16 protein-coding genes are annotated in these 19,296 nt (G+C 72.9%); 6 read left to right on the top strand and 10 right to left on the bottom strand.

The window, feature by feature from the left end; translation table 11 throughout:
* Nucleotides 1–10 precede the first annotated feature (10 nt).
* From HT134_RS35750 to HT134_RS35735, 4 genes are all read right to left on the bottom strand, one after another.
* Nucleotides 11–862: a carbohydrate ABC transporter permease gene (locus HT134_RS35750; protein WP_312888686.1), complete on the bottom strand. Its 852-nt coding sequence runs from the start codon at nucleotides 860–862 to the stop codon at nucleotides 11–13.
* The gene (locus HT134_RS35745; RefSeq protein ID WP_175604905.1) at nucleotides 859–1,779 is read right to left on the bottom strand and encodes a carbohydrate ABC transporter permease; all 921 of its coding nucleotides are present in this window, start codon (nucleotides 1,777–1,779) and stop codon (nucleotides 859–861) included. Before HT134_RS35745 ends, HT134_RS35750 begins: the two co-directional genes overlap by 4 nt.
* Nucleotides 1,776–2,840, bottom strand: coding sequence for a LacI family DNA-binding transcriptional regulator (locus tag HT134_RS35740; RefSeq protein ID WP_175604904.1), 1,065 nt, complete (start codon nucleotides 2,838–2,840; stop codon nucleotides 1,776–1,778). Before HT134_RS35740 ends, HT134_RS35745 begins: the two co-directional genes overlap by 4 nt.
* A gap of 196 nt (nucleotides 2,841–3,036) precedes the next feature.
* Nucleotides 3,037–4,323 carry an MFS transporter gene (locus tag HT134_RS35735; RefSeq protein WP_312888685.1) on the bottom strand — a complete coding sequence of 429 codons (1,287 nt, stop codon included), beginning with the start codon at nucleotides 4,321–4,323 and terminating at the stop codon, nucleotides 3,037–3,039.
* A 244-nt stretch (nucleotides 4,324–4,567) separates the two neighbouring features.
* Here HT134_RS35735 and HT134_RS35730 point away from each other — a divergent pair, with 244 nt between their 5' ends.
* Both HT134_RS35730 and mihF read left to right on the top strand, forming a co-directional pair.
* Nucleotides 4,568–5,761: an ROK family transcriptional regulator gene (locus HT134_RS35730; protein WP_175604903.1), complete on the top strand. Its 1,194-nt coding sequence runs from the start codon at nucleotides 4,568–4,570 to the stop codon at nucleotides 5,759–5,761.
* 721 nt (nucleotides 5,762–6,482) lie between these two features.
* A complete protein-coding gene (mihF, locus tag HT134_RS35725; protein WP_175594632.1) occupies nucleotides 6,483–6,788 on the top strand; it encodes an integration host factor, actinobacterial type in 306 nt (101 codons plus the stop codon).
* 167 nt (nucleotides 6,789–6,955) lie between these two features.
* Here mihF and HT134_RS35720 read toward each other — a convergent pair whose 3' ends face one another.
* Both HT134_RS35720 and HT134_RS35715 read right to left on the bottom strand, forming a co-directional pair.
* Nucleotides 6,956–7,603, bottom strand: coding sequence for a response regulator transcription factor (locus tag HT134_RS35720; RefSeq protein ID WP_175604902.1), 648 nt, complete (start codon nucleotides 7,601–7,603; stop codon nucleotides 6,956–6,958).
* Nucleotides 7,594–8,841: a sensor histidine kinase gene (locus HT134_RS35715; protein WP_175604901.1), complete on the bottom strand. Its 1,248-nt coding sequence runs from the start codon at nucleotides 8,839–8,841 to the stop codon at nucleotides 7,594–7,596. Before HT134_RS35715 ends, HT134_RS35720 begins: the two co-directional genes overlap by 10 nt.
* Nucleotides 8,842–9,045: 204 nt before the next feature.
* On the opposite strand from HT134_RS35715, the gene HT134_RS35710 reads away from it, so the two are divergent.
* From HT134_RS35710 to HT134_RS35700, 3 genes are all read left to right on the top strand, one after another.
* Nucleotides 9,046–10,332, top strand: coding sequence for an acyltransferase family protein (locus HT134_RS35710; RefSeq protein ID WP_175604900.1), 1,287 nt, complete (start codon nucleotides 9,046–9,048; stop codon nucleotides 10,330–10,332).
* 48 nt (nucleotides 10,333–10,380) lie between these two features.
* Complete coding sequence (locus HT134_RS35705; RefSeq protein ID WP_175604899.1) at nucleotides 10,381–10,902, top strand: GNAT family N-acetyltransferase; 522 nt, start codon at nucleotides 10,381–10,383, stop codon at nucleotides 10,900–10,902.
* Between the two features lie 288 nt (nucleotides 10,903–11,190).
* A complete protein-coding gene (locus tag HT134_RS35700) occupies nucleotides 11,191–13,698 on the top strand; it encodes a DEAD/DEAH box helicase (RefSeq protein WP_175605132.1) in 2,508 nt (835 codons plus the stop codon).
* Nucleotides 13,699–13,728: 30 nt separating this feature from the next.
* On the opposite strand, the gene HT134_RS35695 is transcribed toward HT134_RS35700, so the two are convergent.
* From HT134_RS35695 to HT134_RS35680, 4 genes are read right to left on the bottom strand one after another with little or no spacing between them, the layout of a single operon-like run.
* On the bottom strand, nucleotides 13,729–15,072 hold the full coding sequence (locus HT134_RS35695) for an alpha-L-fucosidase (protein WP_175604898.1): 1,344 nt from the start codon (nucleotides 15,070–15,072) through the stop codon (nucleotides 13,729–13,731).
* 9 nt (nucleotides 15,073–15,081) lie between these two features.
* Nucleotides 15,082–15,921 carry a carbohydrate ABC transporter permease gene (locus tag HT134_RS35690; RefSeq protein ID WP_175604897.1) on the bottom strand — a complete coding sequence of 280 codons (840 nt, stop codon included), beginning with the start codon at nucleotides 15,919–15,921 and terminating at the stop codon, nucleotides 15,082–15,084.
* Nucleotides 15,911–16,753 carry a carbohydrate ABC transporter permease gene (locus HT134_RS35685; RefSeq protein ID WP_217708777.1) on the bottom strand — a complete coding sequence of 281 codons (843 nt, stop codon included), beginning with the start codon at nucleotides 16,751–16,753 and terminating at the stop codon, nucleotides 15,911–15,913. Before HT134_RS35685 ends, HT134_RS35690 begins: the two co-directional genes overlap by 11 nt.
* Nucleotides 16,754–16,761: 8 nt before the next feature.
* Nucleotides 16,762–18,039 carry an ABC transporter substrate-binding protein gene (locus HT134_RS35680; RefSeq protein WP_175604896.1) on the bottom strand — a complete coding sequence of 426 codons (1,278 nt, stop codon included), beginning with the start codon at nucleotides 18,037–18,039 and terminating at the stop codon, nucleotides 16,762–16,764.
* 111 nt (nucleotides 18,040–18,150) lie between these two features.
* On the opposite strand from HT134_RS35680, the gene HT134_RS35675 reads away from it, so the two are divergent.
* Nucleotides 18,151–19,287 (top strand): ROK family transcriptional regulator, encoded by a 1,137-nt coding sequence (locus tag HT134_RS35675; RefSeq protein ID WP_175604895.1) that lies wholly within the window; start codon nucleotides 18,151–18,153, stop codon nucleotides 19,285–19,287.
* Nucleotides 19,288–19,296: the final 9 nt, after the last annotated feature.

Raw genomic sequence — 19,296 nt, 5'->3', positions numbered from 1 at the left:
GAGCCTCCTACTAGCCCTTGACGGCGCCGGCCATCAGGCCGGACTTCAGTCGCCGCTGGATGATTGCGAAAAAGATCAGGCTCGGGATGGTCGCCATGAGCGACGCGGCGGCCAGCGGGCCGAGCCGGGCCACCCCCTCCGGGCCGGTGAAGCGCACCAGTGTCAGGGGGAGCGTCATCACGTCGGGGTCCTGCAGGATCACGAGCGCGAAGAGGAACTCGTTCCACGACGAGATGAACGCGAACAGCAGCGTCGCGACCACGCCGGGCGCGAGCAGCGGCGCCACCACGCCGATGATGGTCCGGATCCGCCCGGCGCCGTCCATGGCCGCGGCCTCCTCCAGCTCGGCCGGCACGGCGCGCACGTATCCCTGGAGCATCCACAGCGCGAACGGCAGCGTGAACGTCACGTGCACGACCACCAGGCCGGGCAGCGTGTTCACCAGCTCCATGTCCCGCAGGATCATGAAGAGCGGGATGATGATCAGGATGAACGGGAAGACCTGGCTGACCAGCACCCACCCGATGGCGATCCGGTTGACCAGGCCGCGGTAGCGGGCCATCGCGTACGCGGCGGGCAGCGAGATCACGACGGTGACGACGCTGCTGGCCAGCGCCACGACCAGGCTGCGGGTGGCCGCGCCGACGAGGTCCTGCTCGCCGAACGCGTCGGCGAAGTTGGCCAGCGTCGGCTCGCGCGGGATCCACGTGGGGTCGGCCAGCGCCATCTCGCGCGGCGTCTTCAGCGCCGTGGACAGCAGCCACAGCAGCGGGAACGCCAGGAAGACGACGTAGGCCAGCAGCGCGAGGTACTGCGGGACGCGCCGCAGCCCGGCGGCCTTCCCGCGGGTGGTGACGGTCACTTGGCCTCCCTCATCTGGCGCCACAGGTACAGGCCGAGCGCCGCGAGCACGACGACGGCCATCGCGAGGCCGAGCATCGAGGCGTAGCCGGCGAACCGGTACCGGAACGCCTCCTCGTAGGCGAACAGCATCGGCAGCCGCGTCTGGCCGCCCGGCCCGCCCTGGGTGAGCACGTAGACCAGGCCGAACTGGTTGATGTTCCACACGAAGTCGAGCGAGGTGATGGCCACGATGACCGGCTTGAGCTGCGGCAGCGTGATGTTCCAGAACTTGCGCCAGCGGCCCGCGCCGTCCACCTCGACGGCCTCGTACAGCTCCCGGGGAACGTTCTGGAGCCCGGCCAGCAGGACGACCGTCGTCTGCGGCATGCCGGTCCAGACGCCGACCACGATGATCGCCGGCAGCGCGAGCGAGAAGTCGGCCAGCCAGTTGATGTGCGTGCCGAGCAGGCTGTTCAGGATGCCGGCGTCGGGGTGGTAGACGAGCTTCCACATCAGGCCGATGACCACCGGCGGCATCGCCCACGGCACGACCGCGAGCACCCGGGCCACGCCCCTGAACCTGAGGTCCTGGTTGAGCAGCAGCGCCAGGCCGAGGGCGGCGAGGAACTGCAGGCCGGTCACCGAGACCGCCCAGATCATGCCGATCCGGAACGACGACCAGAAGTCCTCGGCGGTCAGCAGCTCGCCGAGGTTGTCCAGGCCGACGAAGCTGGTCTCGTGGTTGCGGGTGTTGCGCGCGTCGGTGAACGCGAGCGCGATGCCGTACAGCAGCGGGCCCACGCTGAACAGCAGGACCGGCACGAGCGCGGGCAGCATGAGCACCCACATCTCGCGGGTCTGCCGTGAGAACCTCCTGCGCCGCGCGTGCCGCGCGGGCGGGGTGGGCGGCGCTGGCCTGGTCGCGGTCGCCGTCATGACGTGCCCCCTCCTTCCGTGCTCCTGCCGTCCCTGCTCCTGCCGCGCGTGGCCGGCGGCTCCGGCGTCGTGGAGGCGCGCACCACCAGGCGGGGCGGCACGGTCACCACGCGGGGCTCGTGCTCGCCGTCCTGGAGCCGGTCGAGCAGCAGCTCGGCGGCGACCCGGCCGCGCTCGGCGGACCCGAGCGAGACGCTGGTGAGCGACGGCCACGAGGCCGCGGCGAGGTCCGTGTCGTCCATGCCGACCACCGCGACGTCCTCCGGCACCCGCTTGCCCGCCGCGCGCAGCACGTCGAGCGCGCCGAGCGCGATGAGGTCGTTGGCGCACATGAGCGCGTCGACGTCGGACACCCGGTTGAGCAGGGCCGCGACCGCGCGGCCCCCTTCCGCCCGGTAGAAGTCGCCGATCTCCACCAGCTCCTCGTCGTACGGCAGGCCCAGCTCGGCCAGCGCCTCGCGGTAGGCGGCGCCGCGGGCCGCGCCGGGCACGGTGTCGGTCGGGCCGTTGACCAGCGCGATGCGGCGGCGGCCGAGCGCGTGCAGGTGGTCGACGGCCAGGCGCACGCCGGTGCGGGAGTCGGCCCGCACGTTGTCGACGGGCGTGCCCTCGGGCACGGAGCCGATGACGACGACGGGCGCGCGGGCGGCGCCCAGCATCTGCAGGTGCGCCTCGGTCACGCGCAGCGGCACCATGATCATGCCGTCGACGTAGCGTTCGCCGAGGCTGTGCAGCACGTCGATCTCGTCGGCGACGACGGCGCCGGTGGAGTGGAGCACGAGGCGGTAGCCGGCGGCCTTGAGCACCGGCTGGATCTCGCGCAGCATCGCCAGGTACGCCGGGTTGCCGACGTCGGCCATGGCGAACGCGACCTGATGCGTGCGCCGGGACTTCAGCGACCGGGCCACGGCGTTGCGCACGTAGCCGAGCTCCTCGGCCGCCGCCATCACCTTGCGCACGGTCTCCTGCCGGGTGGGCAGGCCGTTCAGCACCCGCGAGACGGAGGCGATGGACACGCCCGCGCGCTCGGCGATCGTGGTGATCGTGGGTCCCTGTGCCAAGGTCGTCCTTCCGGGTTCGTAAACGTTTCCGGCAAGGATCTGTAAACGTTTACGGTGTTTCGGACATGAAACCGGCAGGCACCATGCCGGTCAAGTCACGATCACATAACACCAGGTCAACGGCATGCCGGGCCGAGCAGGCCGCGGCTTTCGGCCGGGAAACGGTCACGAAACGGGCTCGGGGGCGCGGAGGGCGTCAGGAACGGACGGGAACCTCGGCCCGCGGGTGCTCCGCGGACAGGGAGCGGATGGCGGGGGCGCCGGCGAGCGCGACGACGGCCGCGAGCACGGCCGGGACGATCAGCGCGACCGGCAGCGACGACGCCTCGGCGACGTATCCCAGCACGGCGGGCCCCACCAGCATCCCGCTGTATCCGAACGCCGTCACCAGCGACAGCGCCCGGCCGACCTGGCCGCCGGCGGCCCCCACGGCGCTGAAGATGACCGGCACCACCGTGGCCAGCCCCACCCCGGCCAGCGCCCATCCCGTCCACGCGCACGCCACCCGCACCGCGTCGCCCACCAGCGGCGATGCGAGCACGAGGACGTACCCCAAGGCGGCGAGCAGCCCGGCGAGCTGGATCGTGCGCACGGAGCCGAGCCGCCCCCGGATGGGGTCGCCGAGCAGCCGGACGGTGGTCATGGCGACGGAGAAGATCGTGTACGCGACGGGCGCGGCGGCCGGGTCGGTGCCGAGCACCCAGCGGGCGTGCAGGGCGGCCCAGTCGATCGCGGCGCCCTCGCTCAGGTGCCCCGCGAACGCGGCCAGCCCGAGCATCGCCACCAGCCCCCACCGCAGCCCGGGGCCGGCCCGCCGCACCCGGCCGCCGCCCGCCGGGGCCTCCTCGCCCGCCGCCCGTCCCGCGTCCGCCGCCGCGCCGACCTCGCCGTCCACGGCCGGGACGTCCCGCGACGGGCGCGCCGGGAGCAGACGCAGGGCGAACGGCACGTACACGAACGGCACGACCACCGCCGCCGCCACGAGCAGCACCTGCGCGTCCAGCCCCGTCTGCAGCACCAGCGCCGTCAGCCCGCCCCCGGCCGCGCCGCCCAGGCTCCACGTGCCGTGGAAGGCGGAGATGATCGGCCGTCCGTAGGCGTGCTCGACCTCGACGGAGTGGGTGTTCATCGCCACCTCCGTCACCCCCAGCCCCATGCCGAACACCACGGCCAGCCCGGCCAGCCACAGGTACCCGGAGGCCAGGGCGGGCCCCAGCAGCACCGCCGCCGACAGCGGGCCGGACACCCAGCACACGGCCCGGCTGCTCCACCGGTCCACGAGCGGGCCGGTCACCAGCATGGACACCAGCGCCCCGCCGGAGATCAGCAGCAGCACGCTGCCGAGCCGCGCCGGCCCGAGGTCGAGCCGGTCGTTGAGGGACGGCAGGCCGGCGGCCCACAGGCCCATCACGAACCCCGCCAGGAAGAAGTAGCCGAACACCGCGATCCGGGCGCGCCGCGCCACCGCAAGACTTATGTTCACGGCTAGAGCATAATCGGGAGCAGGCGGACGGCACAACGGCGGTACCTGGTGGGACCGCCGCGAACATCTGGTGGGACCGCCGCGGACAGACCCGCCGGCCGGAGCGCCGGACGGACCGGCGACCGGCCGTGGTAAGTGAAGCGACGTGTGCGGCACAGGGGTGTGGCACGCGACGTGACGCGTCCCCACCGGCGACGCGGAGGGTGCGGCAAGGGCGCCGCGCGGAGGGAAGGGAGCGCCGGAGATGCGAGCGGAGCACGAGGCGGGGGCGACGACCAGCGGGGCGTTGCGGGCCCACAACCGGGTGCGGCTGCTGCGGGCGGTGCACGACTGCGGCGCGTCCCTGACCCGCTCGGCGCTCACCCGCGACCTCGGCCTCGCCCGCGGCACCGCGTCGGTGCTGGTCGGGGAGCTGGCCGAGAGCGGGCTGCTGCACGAGGAACCGGCGGCCGAGCACGGCCGAGGGAGGCCCACGCAGGTCCCGGGCCCGCATCCGCGCGGCCCGATCGCCCTCGCGGTCGACGTGCGGGAGGACGCCTGGGAGGTCGCGGCGTGCGAGCTGGGCGGGCGCGCCACGGTCGTGGAGGTGCGCCCGCACGACGGGACGCCCGAGGGCGCGCTCGTGCCCCTCGGCGCGGCGCTGCGCGCCCGGCTCGAACGGCTGGCCCCCCGGGTCGTCGGCACCGGCGTGGCGCTGGCGGGCCCGGTGCGCCCCGGCGGGCTCGTCGACATCGCGCACCTGCGCTGGACCTCGGTGGACGTCCCCGGCCTGCTGGCCCTCCCCGGGCCGCTGGTCGTGGGCAACGACACGGCGTTCGCCGGGCTGGCCGAGGCGCGGCGGGGCGGGCTGCGCGGCGTCGCCGTGGGGCTGCACCTGCACGTGGACTTCGACCTGGGCGGGACGCTGATCGTGGACGGCCGCCCGCTGGCCGGGGCGACCGGGGTCGGCGCCGAGTTCGGCCACATGCCGCTCACCGGCGGTGACGCGCCCTGCATGTGCGGGGCGTACGGGTGCTGGGGGCAGGAGGTGGGCACGAACGCCCTGCTGCGCCACCTCGGCCTCGCCCACGGCGGCGGGCGGGGCCGCGACCACGCCGAGCGGCTGCTCTCCGCCGCCACGGCGGGCGACGAAGCGGCGGTACGGGCCGTGAGGTCCTGCGCCGGCGCGCTCGGCCGGGGCGTCTCCGCCCTGGTGAACGCGCACGACCCGGAGGCGGTGACCCTGTCGGGGTTCGGCGTGGATCTGCACCGGCTGGCGTTGCCGGAGCTCATGGAGCGGTTCGAGCGCGGCCTGATGGCGATCCGCCGGGAACGGCCGCCCCGGATCGTCCCCTCGGCCCTCGGATGGCGCGGTTCGCTGATCGGCGCCATGGAGTCGGTCTTCGACGCCTTCCTCACGGTGGACGCCGTGGACCAGTGGCGCCGCGCCCACGCCTGAGCTGTCCGTGTTCCGGCGCCCATAGCGCATGGTCGGCACCGGAAAAGTGGCCGCGACACGCCCGAAAATCAGAATGTGATGCAAAACACGCGAGACGGGTGAAACGCCGACACCGCCCGGAATCCGGCACCTGCCCGGTGATCTACCAGCGGTTCCTCCCCGGGCCGCCCGAGAGGCCGCCCCCGTCGGCCGGTGGCCCCCGAGGGGAGGCGGCGGCCGGCCGAGCGGCTCGCGACCGGCGGGCCGTCGAGAGAAGGGCCCGCGACCCGTGCGGACCGGCCGGGCGCGTGAGGGCGCGGGAGCGCGGACACACCTGTCCCGTGAAGAACGCCGACGTAGGCCGCCACCTGGGCTTTTACCGGCCTCCGCGCAGTGAGCGGCGAGCGGCCGGGACCACGCCCGTGCGTCAGCCGGACGGCGCCCTTGCCCCGGTCACAGCGGCGGGCCCGCCCCGGCCGCCGGCGAGGCCGTCCACGCCCTGGCCGGAAGCCGTTTTCCACGCCCGCGCGGCGGCGTCGCGGGAGCGTGCCCAGCGGCGGCGCCCCGCGGGCGTCCCCGCTCCCCCGCGCGGGGCCCCGCCGCCCGCCGAGACGGCCGCACGGGCGCTGCTCCGGCCCTGAGCGGACGCTTTCCGCACCAAGAACCGCTGGTATCCGCCATGATTAGCCACTGCACTACGGGTAACAGAACCCCGAACGTTTAACTCCCCGAGGAGACAGAGATGGCACTTCCCACTCTCACCCCCGAGCAGCGCAAGGCGGCTCTGGAGAAGGCGGCCGAGGCCCGCGCGGCGCGCACCGCCCTGCTGGCCAAGGTCAAGGCCGGCGAGATGACGTTCTCGCAGCTCCTTGAGCGTGACGACGACATCGCCAAGAAGATCAAGGTGTCGCAGGCGCTGCGCGCGGTCAAGGGTGTCGGCCCGGCCAAGGCCACCGCGCTGATGGAGGAGGCCGGCGTCGACGAGAAGCGCCGCCTCGGCGGCCTGGGCGCCCAGCAGCGCAAGAAGCTGGTCGAGGCGCTCGGCTAGACACCGGGTGGCCGGGTCCTGGAGACCGGGTGGCCTGGTCCGCGCGGGTCCGCCGCGCGGGCCGGCCGGCCGCCCGGCCCCGGAACCCCCACCGGCCCCGCACAGCCTCCGGCCTCCCCCACCCGCCGGGCTCCCCGAGAGAGACCCCGCACGTACGGGAGCGCGGGTCAGGAGCGCAGGTAGGCCAGCACGGCGAGCACGCGGCGGTGCTGGTCGCTGTCGTCGGCGTAGAGGCCGAGCTTGCTGAAGATGCTCCTGATGTGCTTCTCCACCGCCCCGTCGCTGATCACCAGCTGCCGCCCGATGGCCGGGTTGGACCTGCCCTCGGCCATGAGCCCCAGCACCTCCCGCTCGCGCGGCGTGAGCTGGGCCAGCGGGTCGTTCTTGCGCCTGCGCACCATCAGCTGCGACACCACCTGAGGATCGAACACGGTGCCGCCCGCGGCCACCCGCCGCAGGCCCTCCAGGAACTCGTCGACGTCCACGACCCGGTCCTTCAGCAGGTAGCCGACCGCGCCCCGGGCGTCGGCCAGCAGGTCGTCGGCGTACGACACCTCGACGTACTGCGACAGGATGAGCACCGGCGTCCCCGGCACCCGCTTGCGGGCCTCGACGGCGGCGCGCAGGCCCTCGTCGGTGAAGGACGGCGGCATCCGCACGTCCACCACCGACACGTCCGGCCGGTGCTCGGACACCGCCGCGACCAGGGAGTCGCCGTCGCCCACGGCGGCCACCACCTCACAGCCGAACTCCTCCAGCAGCCTGACCAGGCCCTCCCTGATCAGGACCGCGTCATCGGCCACGACTACGCGCACGGCACCTCCGCCACGATCACTGTCGGCCCGCCGTCGGGCGAGTCGACCGTGAGCTCCCCGTCGACCGCGCGGAGCCGGTCGGCGAGCCCGGCGAGACCGTGTCCCTTGGCGACGTGTGCGCCGCCGACCCCATCATCCCCGATCGTCAGCATGAGGACGTTGCCGGTGCGGGTGAGCTGGACGGTGCAGACGGTGGCGCGGCTGTGCTTGGCGACGTTCGTCATGGTCTCGGCGACGACGAAGTAGATCGCGTTCTCGACGGCCGCCTGGAAGCGGCCGACGATCTGCACGTCCAGCTCCACGGGCACCGTGCAGCGGCTCGCGAGGGCGGCCAGCGCGGGCGCGAGGCCGCGGTCGGACAGGATGGGCGGCGCGATGCCGCGCGACAGGGCGCGCAGCTCGTCGAGCGTCTCGCGGGTGGCGGTGATCGCGGAGCTGATCGTGGCCTGGGCGGCCGCTGGGTCCTTGGCCATCTGCCGCTGCGCGCGCGACAGCTCCATGGCCAGCGACACCAGGCGCTGCTGGGGGCCGTCGTGGATGTCGCGCTCCAGCTTGCGCAGCGCGTTGGCCTCGGCGGAGACGGCGGCGGCGCGGCCCTCGGCGAGGTCGTCGATGCGCTCCTGCAGCTCGGCGACGCCGGTCAGCAGCGCCCGGCCCAGTCCGGCGCGGATCAGCGCGGCCCCGCGCACCATGAACGGCATGACCAGCAACCCCAGCAGGCCGAGCGACACGTAGAAGACGACGTTCACGCCGTAGCCGCGGCCGAAGCCGAGCAGCTCCGGCAGCTCCATGTTGCCCGGGATGCGCGAGGTCACGACGCCGTAGAGGGGGTAGGTCAGGCCGAGGAAGGGGAGGGCCCAGAACACCACGGTCAGCACGAACGCGATGATCGCCATCGGCAGGTTCAGGATGCCGTGGAGCAGGTCGAGCCAGGACTGCCCGCTGGTCAGCGGGTTGATCAGCCGGCGGAACCGGCCGGCCCCCTCGGGCGCGGGCTTGTAGCGGGGACGCACGGGCGGGCGGCCCAGCACGTCGGACAGCCAGCCGCGCTCGGCGTCGGCGAACCCGCGCGCGATCATGAGGACGCCGGCCAGGATCGGCACGCCGATCCACACGACCGCGGTGCCCAGGCCGGCGGCGAACCCGGAGATCAGGATCGCGAAGCCGATGACCGTCGTGGGGAAGCCCACGAGCGTGTAACGCGTGTCGAGCAGGACACGCCTCATGAGGGAACGCATGGCGCAACGGTATGCCGGTGTCGTCCCCGGTTCGACCCGGTGTGCAGGCATGCCGGGGTAGGGCCCGCCCTACCCCCGCCGGTGGTGAGGTCTCGACCGCGGTTCGGCGGCCCGCGGGAATGTGCCGGGACGGCCGCGCCGGGAGCCTGGGGACATCTCCTCCCCGCGCTTCCCGACGAAGCCGATGAATCGAGGCTCTCCCCCATGACCGTCCTCCTCGACCGTCCGGCGCCGCCCGGCGTCCCCGTCGCGGCCGCCCCGCCGCGCGTCGCCCGGGACCCGTTCATCGACGTGCTGCGCGTCCTGGGCATCGCGCTGGTGGTGTTCCAGCACTGGACGATCCCCGTGCTCGCCTTCGACGGGACGACCCTGACGACGGGCAACGCGCTGGCGACGCCCGGGGTGTGGGTGGTCACGTGGCTCAGCCAGGTGATGCCGCTGGTGTTCTTCGCCGGCGGCGCCGCGAACGCGATCAGCTTCCGCCGCGCCCGGCACGACGCGCCGCGGTGGCTGGCGGCCCGGCTGCGGCGGCTGGCCTGGCCGCTGCTGCCGCTGGCGGCCGTGTGGATCCCGCTGCCGCACGCGCTCGCGGCGCTCGGCGTGCCGGCCCAGCCGCTGGAGACGGGCGCGCGGCTGACCGGCCAGCTCCTGTGGTTCCTCGCCGTCTACGTCATCGCCGTCACGGCCATGCCGCTGATGGCCCGCCTGCACGAGCGGCACGGCGGGCGGGTCCCTGCGGCGCTGGCCGCCGGCGCGGTGCTGACGGACGTCGCCCGCTTCTCCACGGGCCTGGACGCGCTGGGCTACCTCAACATCGTGTTCGTGTGGCTGGCGGTCCACCAGCTCGGCCTGCTGTACGCGGAGGGCCGGCTGACCCGGCCGGGCGTCATGGCGGCGGGCGGGTTCGGGGCCGCGGCGCTGCTGGTGTGGGCGGGGCCGTACCCGGGCAGCATGATCGGCCTGCCCGGCGCCGAGATGTCGAACATGGCGCCCCCGACGCTCGCCATGCTGGCCGTGGCGTTCGGGCAGGTGGGGCTGGCCCTGCTGCTGCGCGGGCGGATCCTGCGGCTGCCGCTGGACGGGCTGCTGTCCTGGGCGGGGCCGCGGATCATGACGGTGTACCTGTGGCACATGCCGGCGCTGTTCGCCGTGACCGGGGTCGTCGTGGTGGGGCTGGGCGTGGACACGCCGGCGCCGGGCGGGGCGGGCTGGTGGGCCGGGTGGCCGTTCTGGTTCGGGGCTCTGTGCCTGGTGATGGGGCCGCTGCTGAAGGGGTTCGCCCGGTTCGAGGAGCCGCCCGCGCTGCCGTACCGGCCGGGCGGGTGGCCGCGGATGCTCCTGGCGGCGGCGCTGACCGGCGCCGGGGTGCTGACGCTCACGGTGGCGGGCTTCGCGCCGGGGATCGCGCCGGTCGCGGCGGTGGCGGCGGTCGGCGGCGCGCTCCTGCTGACGACGGCGCCGCGCCGCCCGGCCCCCGCCCTGCAGCGGTGAACACCCGGAAACACGCCTGTCATGCGATGCCCGCCACAATCGGATGACATGACGACACCACGACCGCTGTCCGAGTCCGACCTCCCCGCCGTCGCCTCCATCTACGCCCATTACGTCGAGAAGAGCGTGGCCACCTTCGACGAGACGCCGCCCGGCGTCGAGGACTGGCGGGCCAAGGCCGCGGCCATCACCGGGGCCGGGCTGCCGTTCCTGGTGACGGAGGAGGACGGCGAGGTGACCGGCTTCGCCTACGCCGGCCCGTTCCGGCCCAAGCCCGCCTACCGTCACACGGCGGAGGACACCGTCTACCTGGCGCCCGGGGCCACGGGACGCGGCCTGGGGCGGCTGCTGCTGGGCGAGCTCATCGAACGCGCCGCCCGCGCCGGGACGCGGCAGATGGTGGCGGTGGTCGCCGACGGCGGCGACAGCGGCAACCCCGCCTCGCTGAGGCTGCACGCGGCGTTCGGCTTCGAGCAGGTGGGGCGGCTGAGGAGCGTCGGCTTCAAGCACGGCCGCTGGATCGACACGATCCTCCTCCAGCGCGCCCTGGACGCCCCCGCCACCCCCTGACCGAACCACCGGGCCGGACAACCCACCCGCGCTACCGGCAAGCGGCTCGACCACCGGGGTTTCCACCCCCTCCCCCGTGCACGCCCGCGACAGAGCGTCAACGCCGCGAACGAGCGGTTCGACCACCGGGGTTTCCACCCCCTCCCCCGTGCACGCCCACAACAGAGCGCCAAAGCCGCGAACGAGCGGCTCGACCACCGGGGTTTCCACCCCCTCCCCCGTGCACGCCCGCAACAGAGCGTCAACGCGGCGAACGAGCGGTTCGACCACCGGGGTTTCTTCGGCAGGATAGAGGGCGTGAGCCTTCTCATCGACCGCCTCCCCGAAGAGATCGACGCCGAACCGGACGCGATCTTCGACGCCTTCGTCTCCTGGAACTCCGAACGCGGGCTCACGCTCTATCCCGCTCAGGAGGAGGCCCTCATCGAGGTGGTCTCCGGCAGCAACCTGATCCTGGCGACCCCGACGGGCTCCGGCAAGAGCCTGGTCGCGGCCGGCGCCCACTTCACGGCGCTCACCCGGGACCTCCGCACGTTCTACACGGCGCCGATCAAGGCCCTGGTGTCGGAGAAGTTCTTCGACCTGTGCGCGATCTTCGGCACCGAGAACGTCGGCATGATGACCGGCGACGCCAGCGTCAACCCGGGCGCCCCCATCATCTGCTGCACCGCCGAGATCCTCGCCAACGTGGCGCTGCGCGACGGGGCGGCGGCCGACATCGGCCAGGTCGTCATGGACGAGTTCCACTTCTACGCCGAGCCCGACCGGGGCTGGGCGTGGCAGGTGCCGCTGCTGGAGCTGCCGCACGTGCAGTTCGTGCTGATGTCGGCCACGCTGGGCGACGTCACGATGTTCGAGCGCGACCTGACCCGGCGCACCGGCCGGCCGACGTCCGTGGTCAAGCACGCCGAGCGGCCCGTCCCGCTGGTCTACTCGTACCGCATGACCCCGCTGCACGAGACGCTGGAGGAGATGCTCAGCACCGGGCAGGCCCCCGTGTACGTCGTCCACTTCACGCAGGCCGCCGCCATGGAACGCGCGCAGGCGCTGATGTCGATCAACATGGCGTCGAAGGCGGAGAAGGAGGCGATCGCCGCGATGATCGGCGGCTTCCGCTTCACCACGCGCTTCGGCCGGGCGCTGTCGCGGCTCGTGCGCCACGGCATCGGCGTGCACCACGCCGGCATGCTGCCCAAGTACCGCCGCCTGGTGGAGCGGCTGGCGCAGGCGGGCCTGCTGAAGGTCATCTGCGGCACCGACACGCTGGGCGTCGGCGTCAACGTGCCGATCCGCACCGTGCTGTTCACCGCGCTGTCGAAGTACGACGGCAACAAGGTGCGCCGGCTGCGGGCCCGCGAGTTCCACCAGATCGCGGGCCGGGCCGGGCGGGCCGGGTTCGACACGATCGGCTACGTCGCCTGCCAGGCGCCCGAGCACGACATCGAGAACGCCAAGGCCCTGGCCAAGATCGGCGACGACCCGAAGCGGCGGCGCGGCTACGCCCGCAAGAAGCCGCCGGAGGGGTTCGTCGGCTGGAGCGAGGAGACGTTCGAGAAGCTGCAGGGCGCCGAGCCCGAGCCGCTGGCCTCCCGCTTCAAGGTGAGCAACGCGATGCTGCTGGCCGTCATCAACCGGCCCGGCGACTGCTTCCAGGCGATGAAGCACCTGCTGACCGACAACCACGAGGACCGCAAGTGGCAGCGGCGGCACATCAGCCAGGCCATCGCCATCTACCGGTCGTTGCTCGCGGGCGGCATCGTCGAGCAGCTCGCCGAGCCCGACGAGCAGGGCCGCCGGGCCCGGCTGACGATCGAGCTGCAGGAGGACTTCGCGCTCAACCAGGCGTTGTCCACCTTCGCCCTGGCCGCCTTCGACCTGCTCGACAAGGAGTCGCCGAGCTACGCCCTGGACATGGTCTCCATCGTCGAGTCCATCCTCGACGACCCGCGCCAGATCCTGTCCGCCCAGCTCAAGAAGGCCAGGGGCGAGGCGGTCGCGCAGATGAAGGCCGACGGCATGGAGTACGAGGAGCGCATGGACGCCCTCGCCGAGGTGATGTACCCGATGCCGCTGGAGACGCTGCTGCTCGGGGCCTACGAGACGTACCGGCGGGGCCACCCGTGGGTGGGCGACTACACGGTCAGCCCCAAGTCGGTGGTGCGCGACATGTACGAGCGGGCGATGACGTTCGGCGAGTACATCCAGTTCTACGAGCTGGCCCGCTCCGAGGGCACGGTGCTGCGCTACCTGGCCGACGCCTACCGCACGCTGTCGCGCACCGTTCCCGAGCACCTGAAGACCGACGACCTGGTCGACCTCATCGAGTGGCTGGGCGAGCTGGTGCGGCAGGTCGACTCGTCGCTGATCGACGAGTGGGAGAAGCTGACCAACCCGGCGGAGGCGCTGGAGCGGCACGAGCAGCTGGAGACCAAGGTCCGGCCGGTCACCGCCAATCCGCGGGCGTTCCGGGTGCTGGTGCGCAACGCGATGTTCCGGCTGGTGGAGCTGTGCGCGCTGGAGAAGGAGGAGGAGCTGGAGGAGCTGGCTCCCGACGTCGACTGGGGAGCGGCGCTCGACGCGTACTACGACGAGCACGAGGAGATCCACACCGACGCCGACGCGCGCGGGCCGGCGCTGCTGCGCATCGAGGAGGAGAGCGGGCTGTGGAAGGTCCGCCAGACGGTCAAGGACCCGGCGGGCGACGGCGACTGGGGCATCGACGCCCAGGTCGATCTGGCGGCCTCCGACGAGGAGGGGCGGGCCGTCCTGCACGTCCTCGGCCTCAACCGGCTCTGAGGGGTCACCGGTCAGGACGGCCGGGCGAGGTCAGGACGGTGGCAGGGTCAGCACGGCGGCCGGCAGGTGGCGCAGGGCCTCCGGGATGACGACCGTGCCGTCCGGGCCGATCTCGGCGGCCCCCTCGCCCCAGTGGGCGCCCGGGCGGCCGAGCAGGTCGGCGGGCAGGCGGAAATCACCGTGCGCCGGGTCGAGCGCGATCACGTTGAGCGTCCCGTCGGGGCGCACGGTGTAACGCAGCGGAGCCCCCACCGGCTCGGCGTGGCGGTGCCAGGGGCGGGTGCCGTAGACGGCGTCCGGGTGGGCGGCCAGCCACCGGCCGAGCTCGCGCAGCCGGGCGACCTGCGCCTCGGGCAGTGACCCGTCGCCGCGCGGGCTGATGTTGAGCAGCAGGTTGCCGTTCTTGGCGACGGTGTCGACCAGGAGGTGGACCAGCTCGGTGGCGTCGATGAGGTGGGTGTCGTCCTCGGCGCGGTTGTAGCCGAACGAGGCGCCCAGGCCGCGCGTCGCCTCCCACGCCCACGCGGGCGTGCCGGTCTCGGTGCGGTACTCGCGGGTGCGGAAGCCCAGGTGCGGCACGCCCCACCGGTCGTTGACCACTCCCTCCGGCACGAGGTCGTAGTAGTGCTCGAACAGCTCGGCCAGGCTGTACGGCCCGGCGGCCTTGGCGGAGTCGGGCCAGTCGATGTCGTTCCACAGCACGTCGGGCCGGTGCGCCTCGACCAGCTCCCGCACCTGCTCGAAGCAGTGGCGGGCGAAGGCCGGGTCGTTGCGCCGGTGGGTGAACAGGTCGGTCAGCGACCGGATCGGCGGGAAGTGCGACACGTGCCAGTCGAGCGCCCCCGAGTAGTAGAGCCCGAAGCGCAGCCCCGCCGACCGGGCGGCGCCGGCCAGCTCGGCGACGACGTCGCGGCGGGGCCCCCGGTGGACGCTGGAGAAGCCGGTGGTGGCGGTGTCCCACAGGCAGAAGCCGTCGTGGTGCTTGGCCGTCGGCACCACGTAGCGCGCCCCGCACGCGGCGAACAGCCGCATCCAGCCGTCGGGGTCGTACCGCTCGGCGGTCCAGGCGTCGGCCAGGTCCTCGTAGGAGGTGCCGACGCCGAAGGAGCTCTCGTGGTAGGCGGCGGTCGGCGAGCCGGGGATGCGCAGGGTGTTGGCGTACCACTCGGCGTACTGGTGGTGGCTGTACTCGAGCTCCACGGGCACGTCCTCGCCCGGCCGGCGGGGCGGCGCCCACCCGGCGACCGAGTACAGCCCCCAGTGGACGAACACGCCGAACTTGGCGTCCCGGTACCAGTCGGGCACCGGTCGGTCGGGGTAGCGCGGCGCGTCCTCACCGAGGTCGGGACCGGTCCGGCGATCGAAGAAGAGCATGGATTCCTTTCAGCGCCCGGCCAGCCCGGCCGTGGCGATTCCCTTCACCAGGTGTTTCTGCAGCGCGACGAGCAGCAGCAGGGTGGGCAGGATCGAGATGACGGAGGCGGCCATGACCAGGTGCCACTGGTTGCCGTTCTGGCCGAAGAACAGTTGCAGCCCGAGCGGCACGGTGCCTCTGGCGTTCACGTCGTTGATCATGATGAGCGGCCACAGGAAGCTGTTCCAGTAGCCGATGAAGGTGAACACGGCGAGCACGCCCAGGGCGGGCCGGGCGAGCGGCAGCATGACCCGCAGGAAGACGCGCACCTCCCCGGCGCCGTCGAGGCGCGCCGCCTCGCGCAGCTCGCCCGGCACGCTCTTGAAGAACTGCCGCAGCAGGAACGCGCCGAAGGCGGTGAACGCCCACGGGAAGATGAGCGCCTGGTAGCTGTCGACCCAGCCGAACGCCTGCATGAGCAGGAACATGGGGACGACCAGCACCTCCTGCGGCACCATCATGGTGGCCAGGAAGACCAGGAAGATCCCGTCCCGGCCGCGCCAGCGCAACGCGGCGAAGGCATAGGCCGACAGCGCGGAGGCGGCCAGCACTACGAGGGTGCCGGCGCCGGCCACCAGCACGCCGTTGCCGATGTAGCGCTCGAAGGGCACGTAGGCGAAGACGTCGGCGAAGTTGCGCCAGCGCAGCTCCGAGCCGACCAGGGAGCCCGGCGAGCCGAACGTCTCGCCCGGCGGCTTGAGGGCCGTGGCGACGGCGAAGATCAGCGGGTAGAGGAACGTCAGGGCGACGGCGGCCAGCAGGACGTGGGAGACGACGCGGCCGGCTCTCCTCGGGGACTCAGCTCTCATAGTGGACCCACCGTTTCTGGCCCACGAACTGCACGGCCGTGACGCCGAGGATGATCGCGAACAGCAGCCACGCGCCCGCCGCGGCCAGCCCGAGGTCGCGGGACTCGAAGCCGGCCTGGTAGACGTTCATGACCAGGGTCTCGGTCGCGTTGCCCGGACCGCCTGCCGTGAGGATGTAGGGCTGGGTGAACACCTGCAGCGCGTTGATCATCGTCATGGTGGCCGCGAAGAACAGCGCCGGCGAGATCAGCGGGAGCTGCACGCTGACGAGCCTGCGCAGCCCGGTCGCCCCGTCGAGCGAGGCGGCCTCCAGCACGCTGGGCGACATCTCGTTGACGGCCGCGGAGAAGACGATCATGTTGTAGCCGAAGCCCTGCCACACGCTCATCGCGACCACCGCGAGCAGCGCGGTGCGGCCGTCGGCCAGCACGTTCGGCGCCCCGCCGAGGGCCTGGAAGAGCAGCTTCCAGATCACCGCGTTGGCCACCATGGGCGTGATGGCCGGGACGAAGAACAGCACCCGCCACAGGTTCGCCCAGCGCGAGCGGTGGATCCAGAAGGCGAGGCCGAGCGCGAGCAGGATGTTGAGCGGCACGTACAGGCCGGTGAAGACGAAGGTGTTGCGCAGCGCGGACAGGAAGTCGGGGTCCTCCCCGAGCAGGTAGCGGAAGTTGTCCAGGCCGACGAACTCCCGCGTGCCGAGCATGGGCCACTGGAAGAAGCTCATGACGACGGCCATCCCGACCGGGAACAGGGTGAACAGTCCCAGCCCGAGCACGCTCGGCGTGACGAAGCCGAGCGCGCTCCACTGCTCTGTCGTGCGCGGTTTCACTGGCCTCTTCACTGGCCTCGGGCGCTCTGCTGCTGGATCGTGGCGAGGGCGTCCTGGGGCGACTGGTCGCCGGTGTAGACCCGGATGAGGTACTGCGCCATGAGCTTGCCGACGCTGTCCCAGTTCTTCGTGGTGAACAGGGGGACGCCGCCGGCCAGGCCGTCCTTGACCGAGGCGATGGCGCCGCGCACCGCCTCGGCGTTCTTCGGGTCCTGCTTGACCAGGAACTCCTCGTAGGCGGCCTGCTGGTCGGTGCGCGAGGGGAAGCTGCGGCCCTGCCCGGCCAGGTAGGCCTGGGCGTCCGGCCCGGTCAGCACCGAGACGGCCTGGGCGGCCTCCGCCGGGTACGGGCAGCCCTTGGCGACGCCGAAGCCGGAGGCGGCGAGGTAGGTCTTGGACCCGCCGGACCCGGCGGGCAGGGGCGCGAACCCGACGGCGAACTTGGCGTCCTTGAGGGCCGAGCCGATGTTCCACGACCCGTCGACCGCCATCATCGCGTTGCCGTTGACGAACTGCGTCTCGCCCCAGCCCACGTCGGAGGAGCTGGCGGGCACCAGCGCCGCCTTGGCGGTGGCCAGGCCGGCGTACCAGGTGAGGGCGTCCACCATCGGCCGGCTGTCGAACTGCAGCTTCACGTCGGGGGTGACCGGCTGGGCGCCGTTGTAGGACAGCAGCATCGACAGCGTGTGCAGGTCGGCGAAGGACATGCCGAACCCGGCCTTGCCGCCGGTGGAGAGCTTCTTGGCCGCCTGCTCGAAGTCGGCGACGGTCCAGCCGCTCTTCGGCTCGGCCACTCCTGCCTTGGTGAAGGCGTCCTTGTTGTAGTAGAGGAGCATCGAGGCCAGGTCGTACGGCAGGGCGAGCTGCTTGCCGCCCAGCTTGAGGGCCTGCAGCGCGGCGGGGGCGAAGCCCTGGACGTCGGCCTTGCCGTCGAGCGGTTCCAGCAGGTCGGCGTAGGCGCTGAGGCGCAGGCTCTGCATGGACACCACGCACGGCTGCTTGCCGGCGGCGAACTCGGTCTGGAGCTTGGTGAAGTAGTCGTTGAACGGCGCCGTGCGGAGGTTGACCTTGATGGCGGGGTGCTTCTGGGTGACGAGCGCGGCGAGATGGTCGAGCTGCGCCTTCTCGTCCTCGCTGCCGGCCCACATCTCCCAGTCCAGCGTGACGGTGCCGCCCGTGTCGCGGGCGCCGCCCGACGTGCCGGTGCCTCCGCCGCCGCCGCACGCGGTGGTGACCATCACGCCTGCCAGCCCCAGGGCCAGCAGGACACCTCTGCGCATGTGCATCTGCGCTCCCTCCTGGACGCCGCCCGTGATATTTTTCGGGGGCGAAATTATTATGGTGGCTGACCTTAGGGTCGGGATGCGCAAGGCGTCAAGAGAGGCAGAATGAGCGGTATGCCCCCACCCCCGTACCGGGAGGACCTGATCAAGGCGGAGATCCTCGCCATGCTCGGGTCACGGCCGCTCAACCGGTCACAGATCGCCGCCCGGCTGGGCCTCGGCGCCGCGACCGTGACGGAGCACACCCGCCGCCTCATCGACCTGGGCTTCCTGCGCGAGCTGCCGCCGCAGGTCAGCGGCAGGGGACGGCCGAAGGTGCCGCTGGAGGTGGTTCCCGACGCGGCCTACACGCTGGGCCTGCGCGTGCACCCCGACCACCTGATGGGCGTGCTGGCACGGCTCGACGGGGGCGAGGTGGCCCGCTTCACCCGGCCGTTCTCGCCCGCGGACGACCCGGTGCGGCAGCTCGCGGCGGCCTGCGAGGACGTGCTGCGCGATCCGGCCACCGGCGCGCGGGTGCTCGGCATCGGGCTGGCCGTCCCCGGGGTGATCGACCCCGGCACCGGGACCGTCCGCCTGTCGCCGCGCATGGGCTGGACCGACCTGCCGCTCCAGCCGCCGCTGGCCGCGCGCCTGCCGGTGCCCGTGCTCATCGACAACGACACCAGGGCCTCCACCACCGGAGAGCTGCTCTACGGCACCGGCCGCGACCACGACGACTTCCTGGTGCTGGCGATCGGCGACGGCGTGGGCATGGGCATCGTGCTCGGCCGCCGGGTGCATCGCGGGCCCGACGGGGTGGCGGGCGAGTTCGGCCACGTACCCACCGGCCCGGACGGCCCGGCGTGCGTGTGCGGCCGGCGGGGCTGTGTCGACGCGTACGTCGCGGACTACGCGCTCGCCGCCGAGGCCGTCAGGCGCGGCCTGGCCGCCGCGCCGCCGCCGCCGGCGGAGCTGCGCCGCCTGGCCGCCGACGACGCGAAGGGCGTGCGCGACCTGCTCGACGAGGCCGGCGAGATCCTCGGCCGGGCCGTGGCCGGCGTGGTCAACGTGCTCGCGGTGCGGGCCCTGACCGTCATCGGGGAGAGCCACGTGCTGTGGCCGTACCTGGCGCCCGGCTTCCACCGCGCGGTCGACGACGGGGTCATCGCGGCGCTGTCGGGGCTGGAGATCACTCTGCGGCCGTGGGACGACAGCGGCCACGCCCGCGGCGCCGCCAGCCTCGTCCTGGCCGCCAGCCTCGCCTCGTGAGCCGCCGGT

The sequence above is a fragment of the Nonomuraea rhodomycinica genome (assembly GCF_013363995.1).
In the GTDB taxonomy this organism is placed as follows: Bacteria; Actinomycetota; Actinomycetes; order Streptosporangiales; family Streptosporangiaceae; genus Nonomuraea; species Nonomuraea rhodomycinica.
This window is presented reverse-complemented; position numbering and strand designations above follow the sequence as displayed.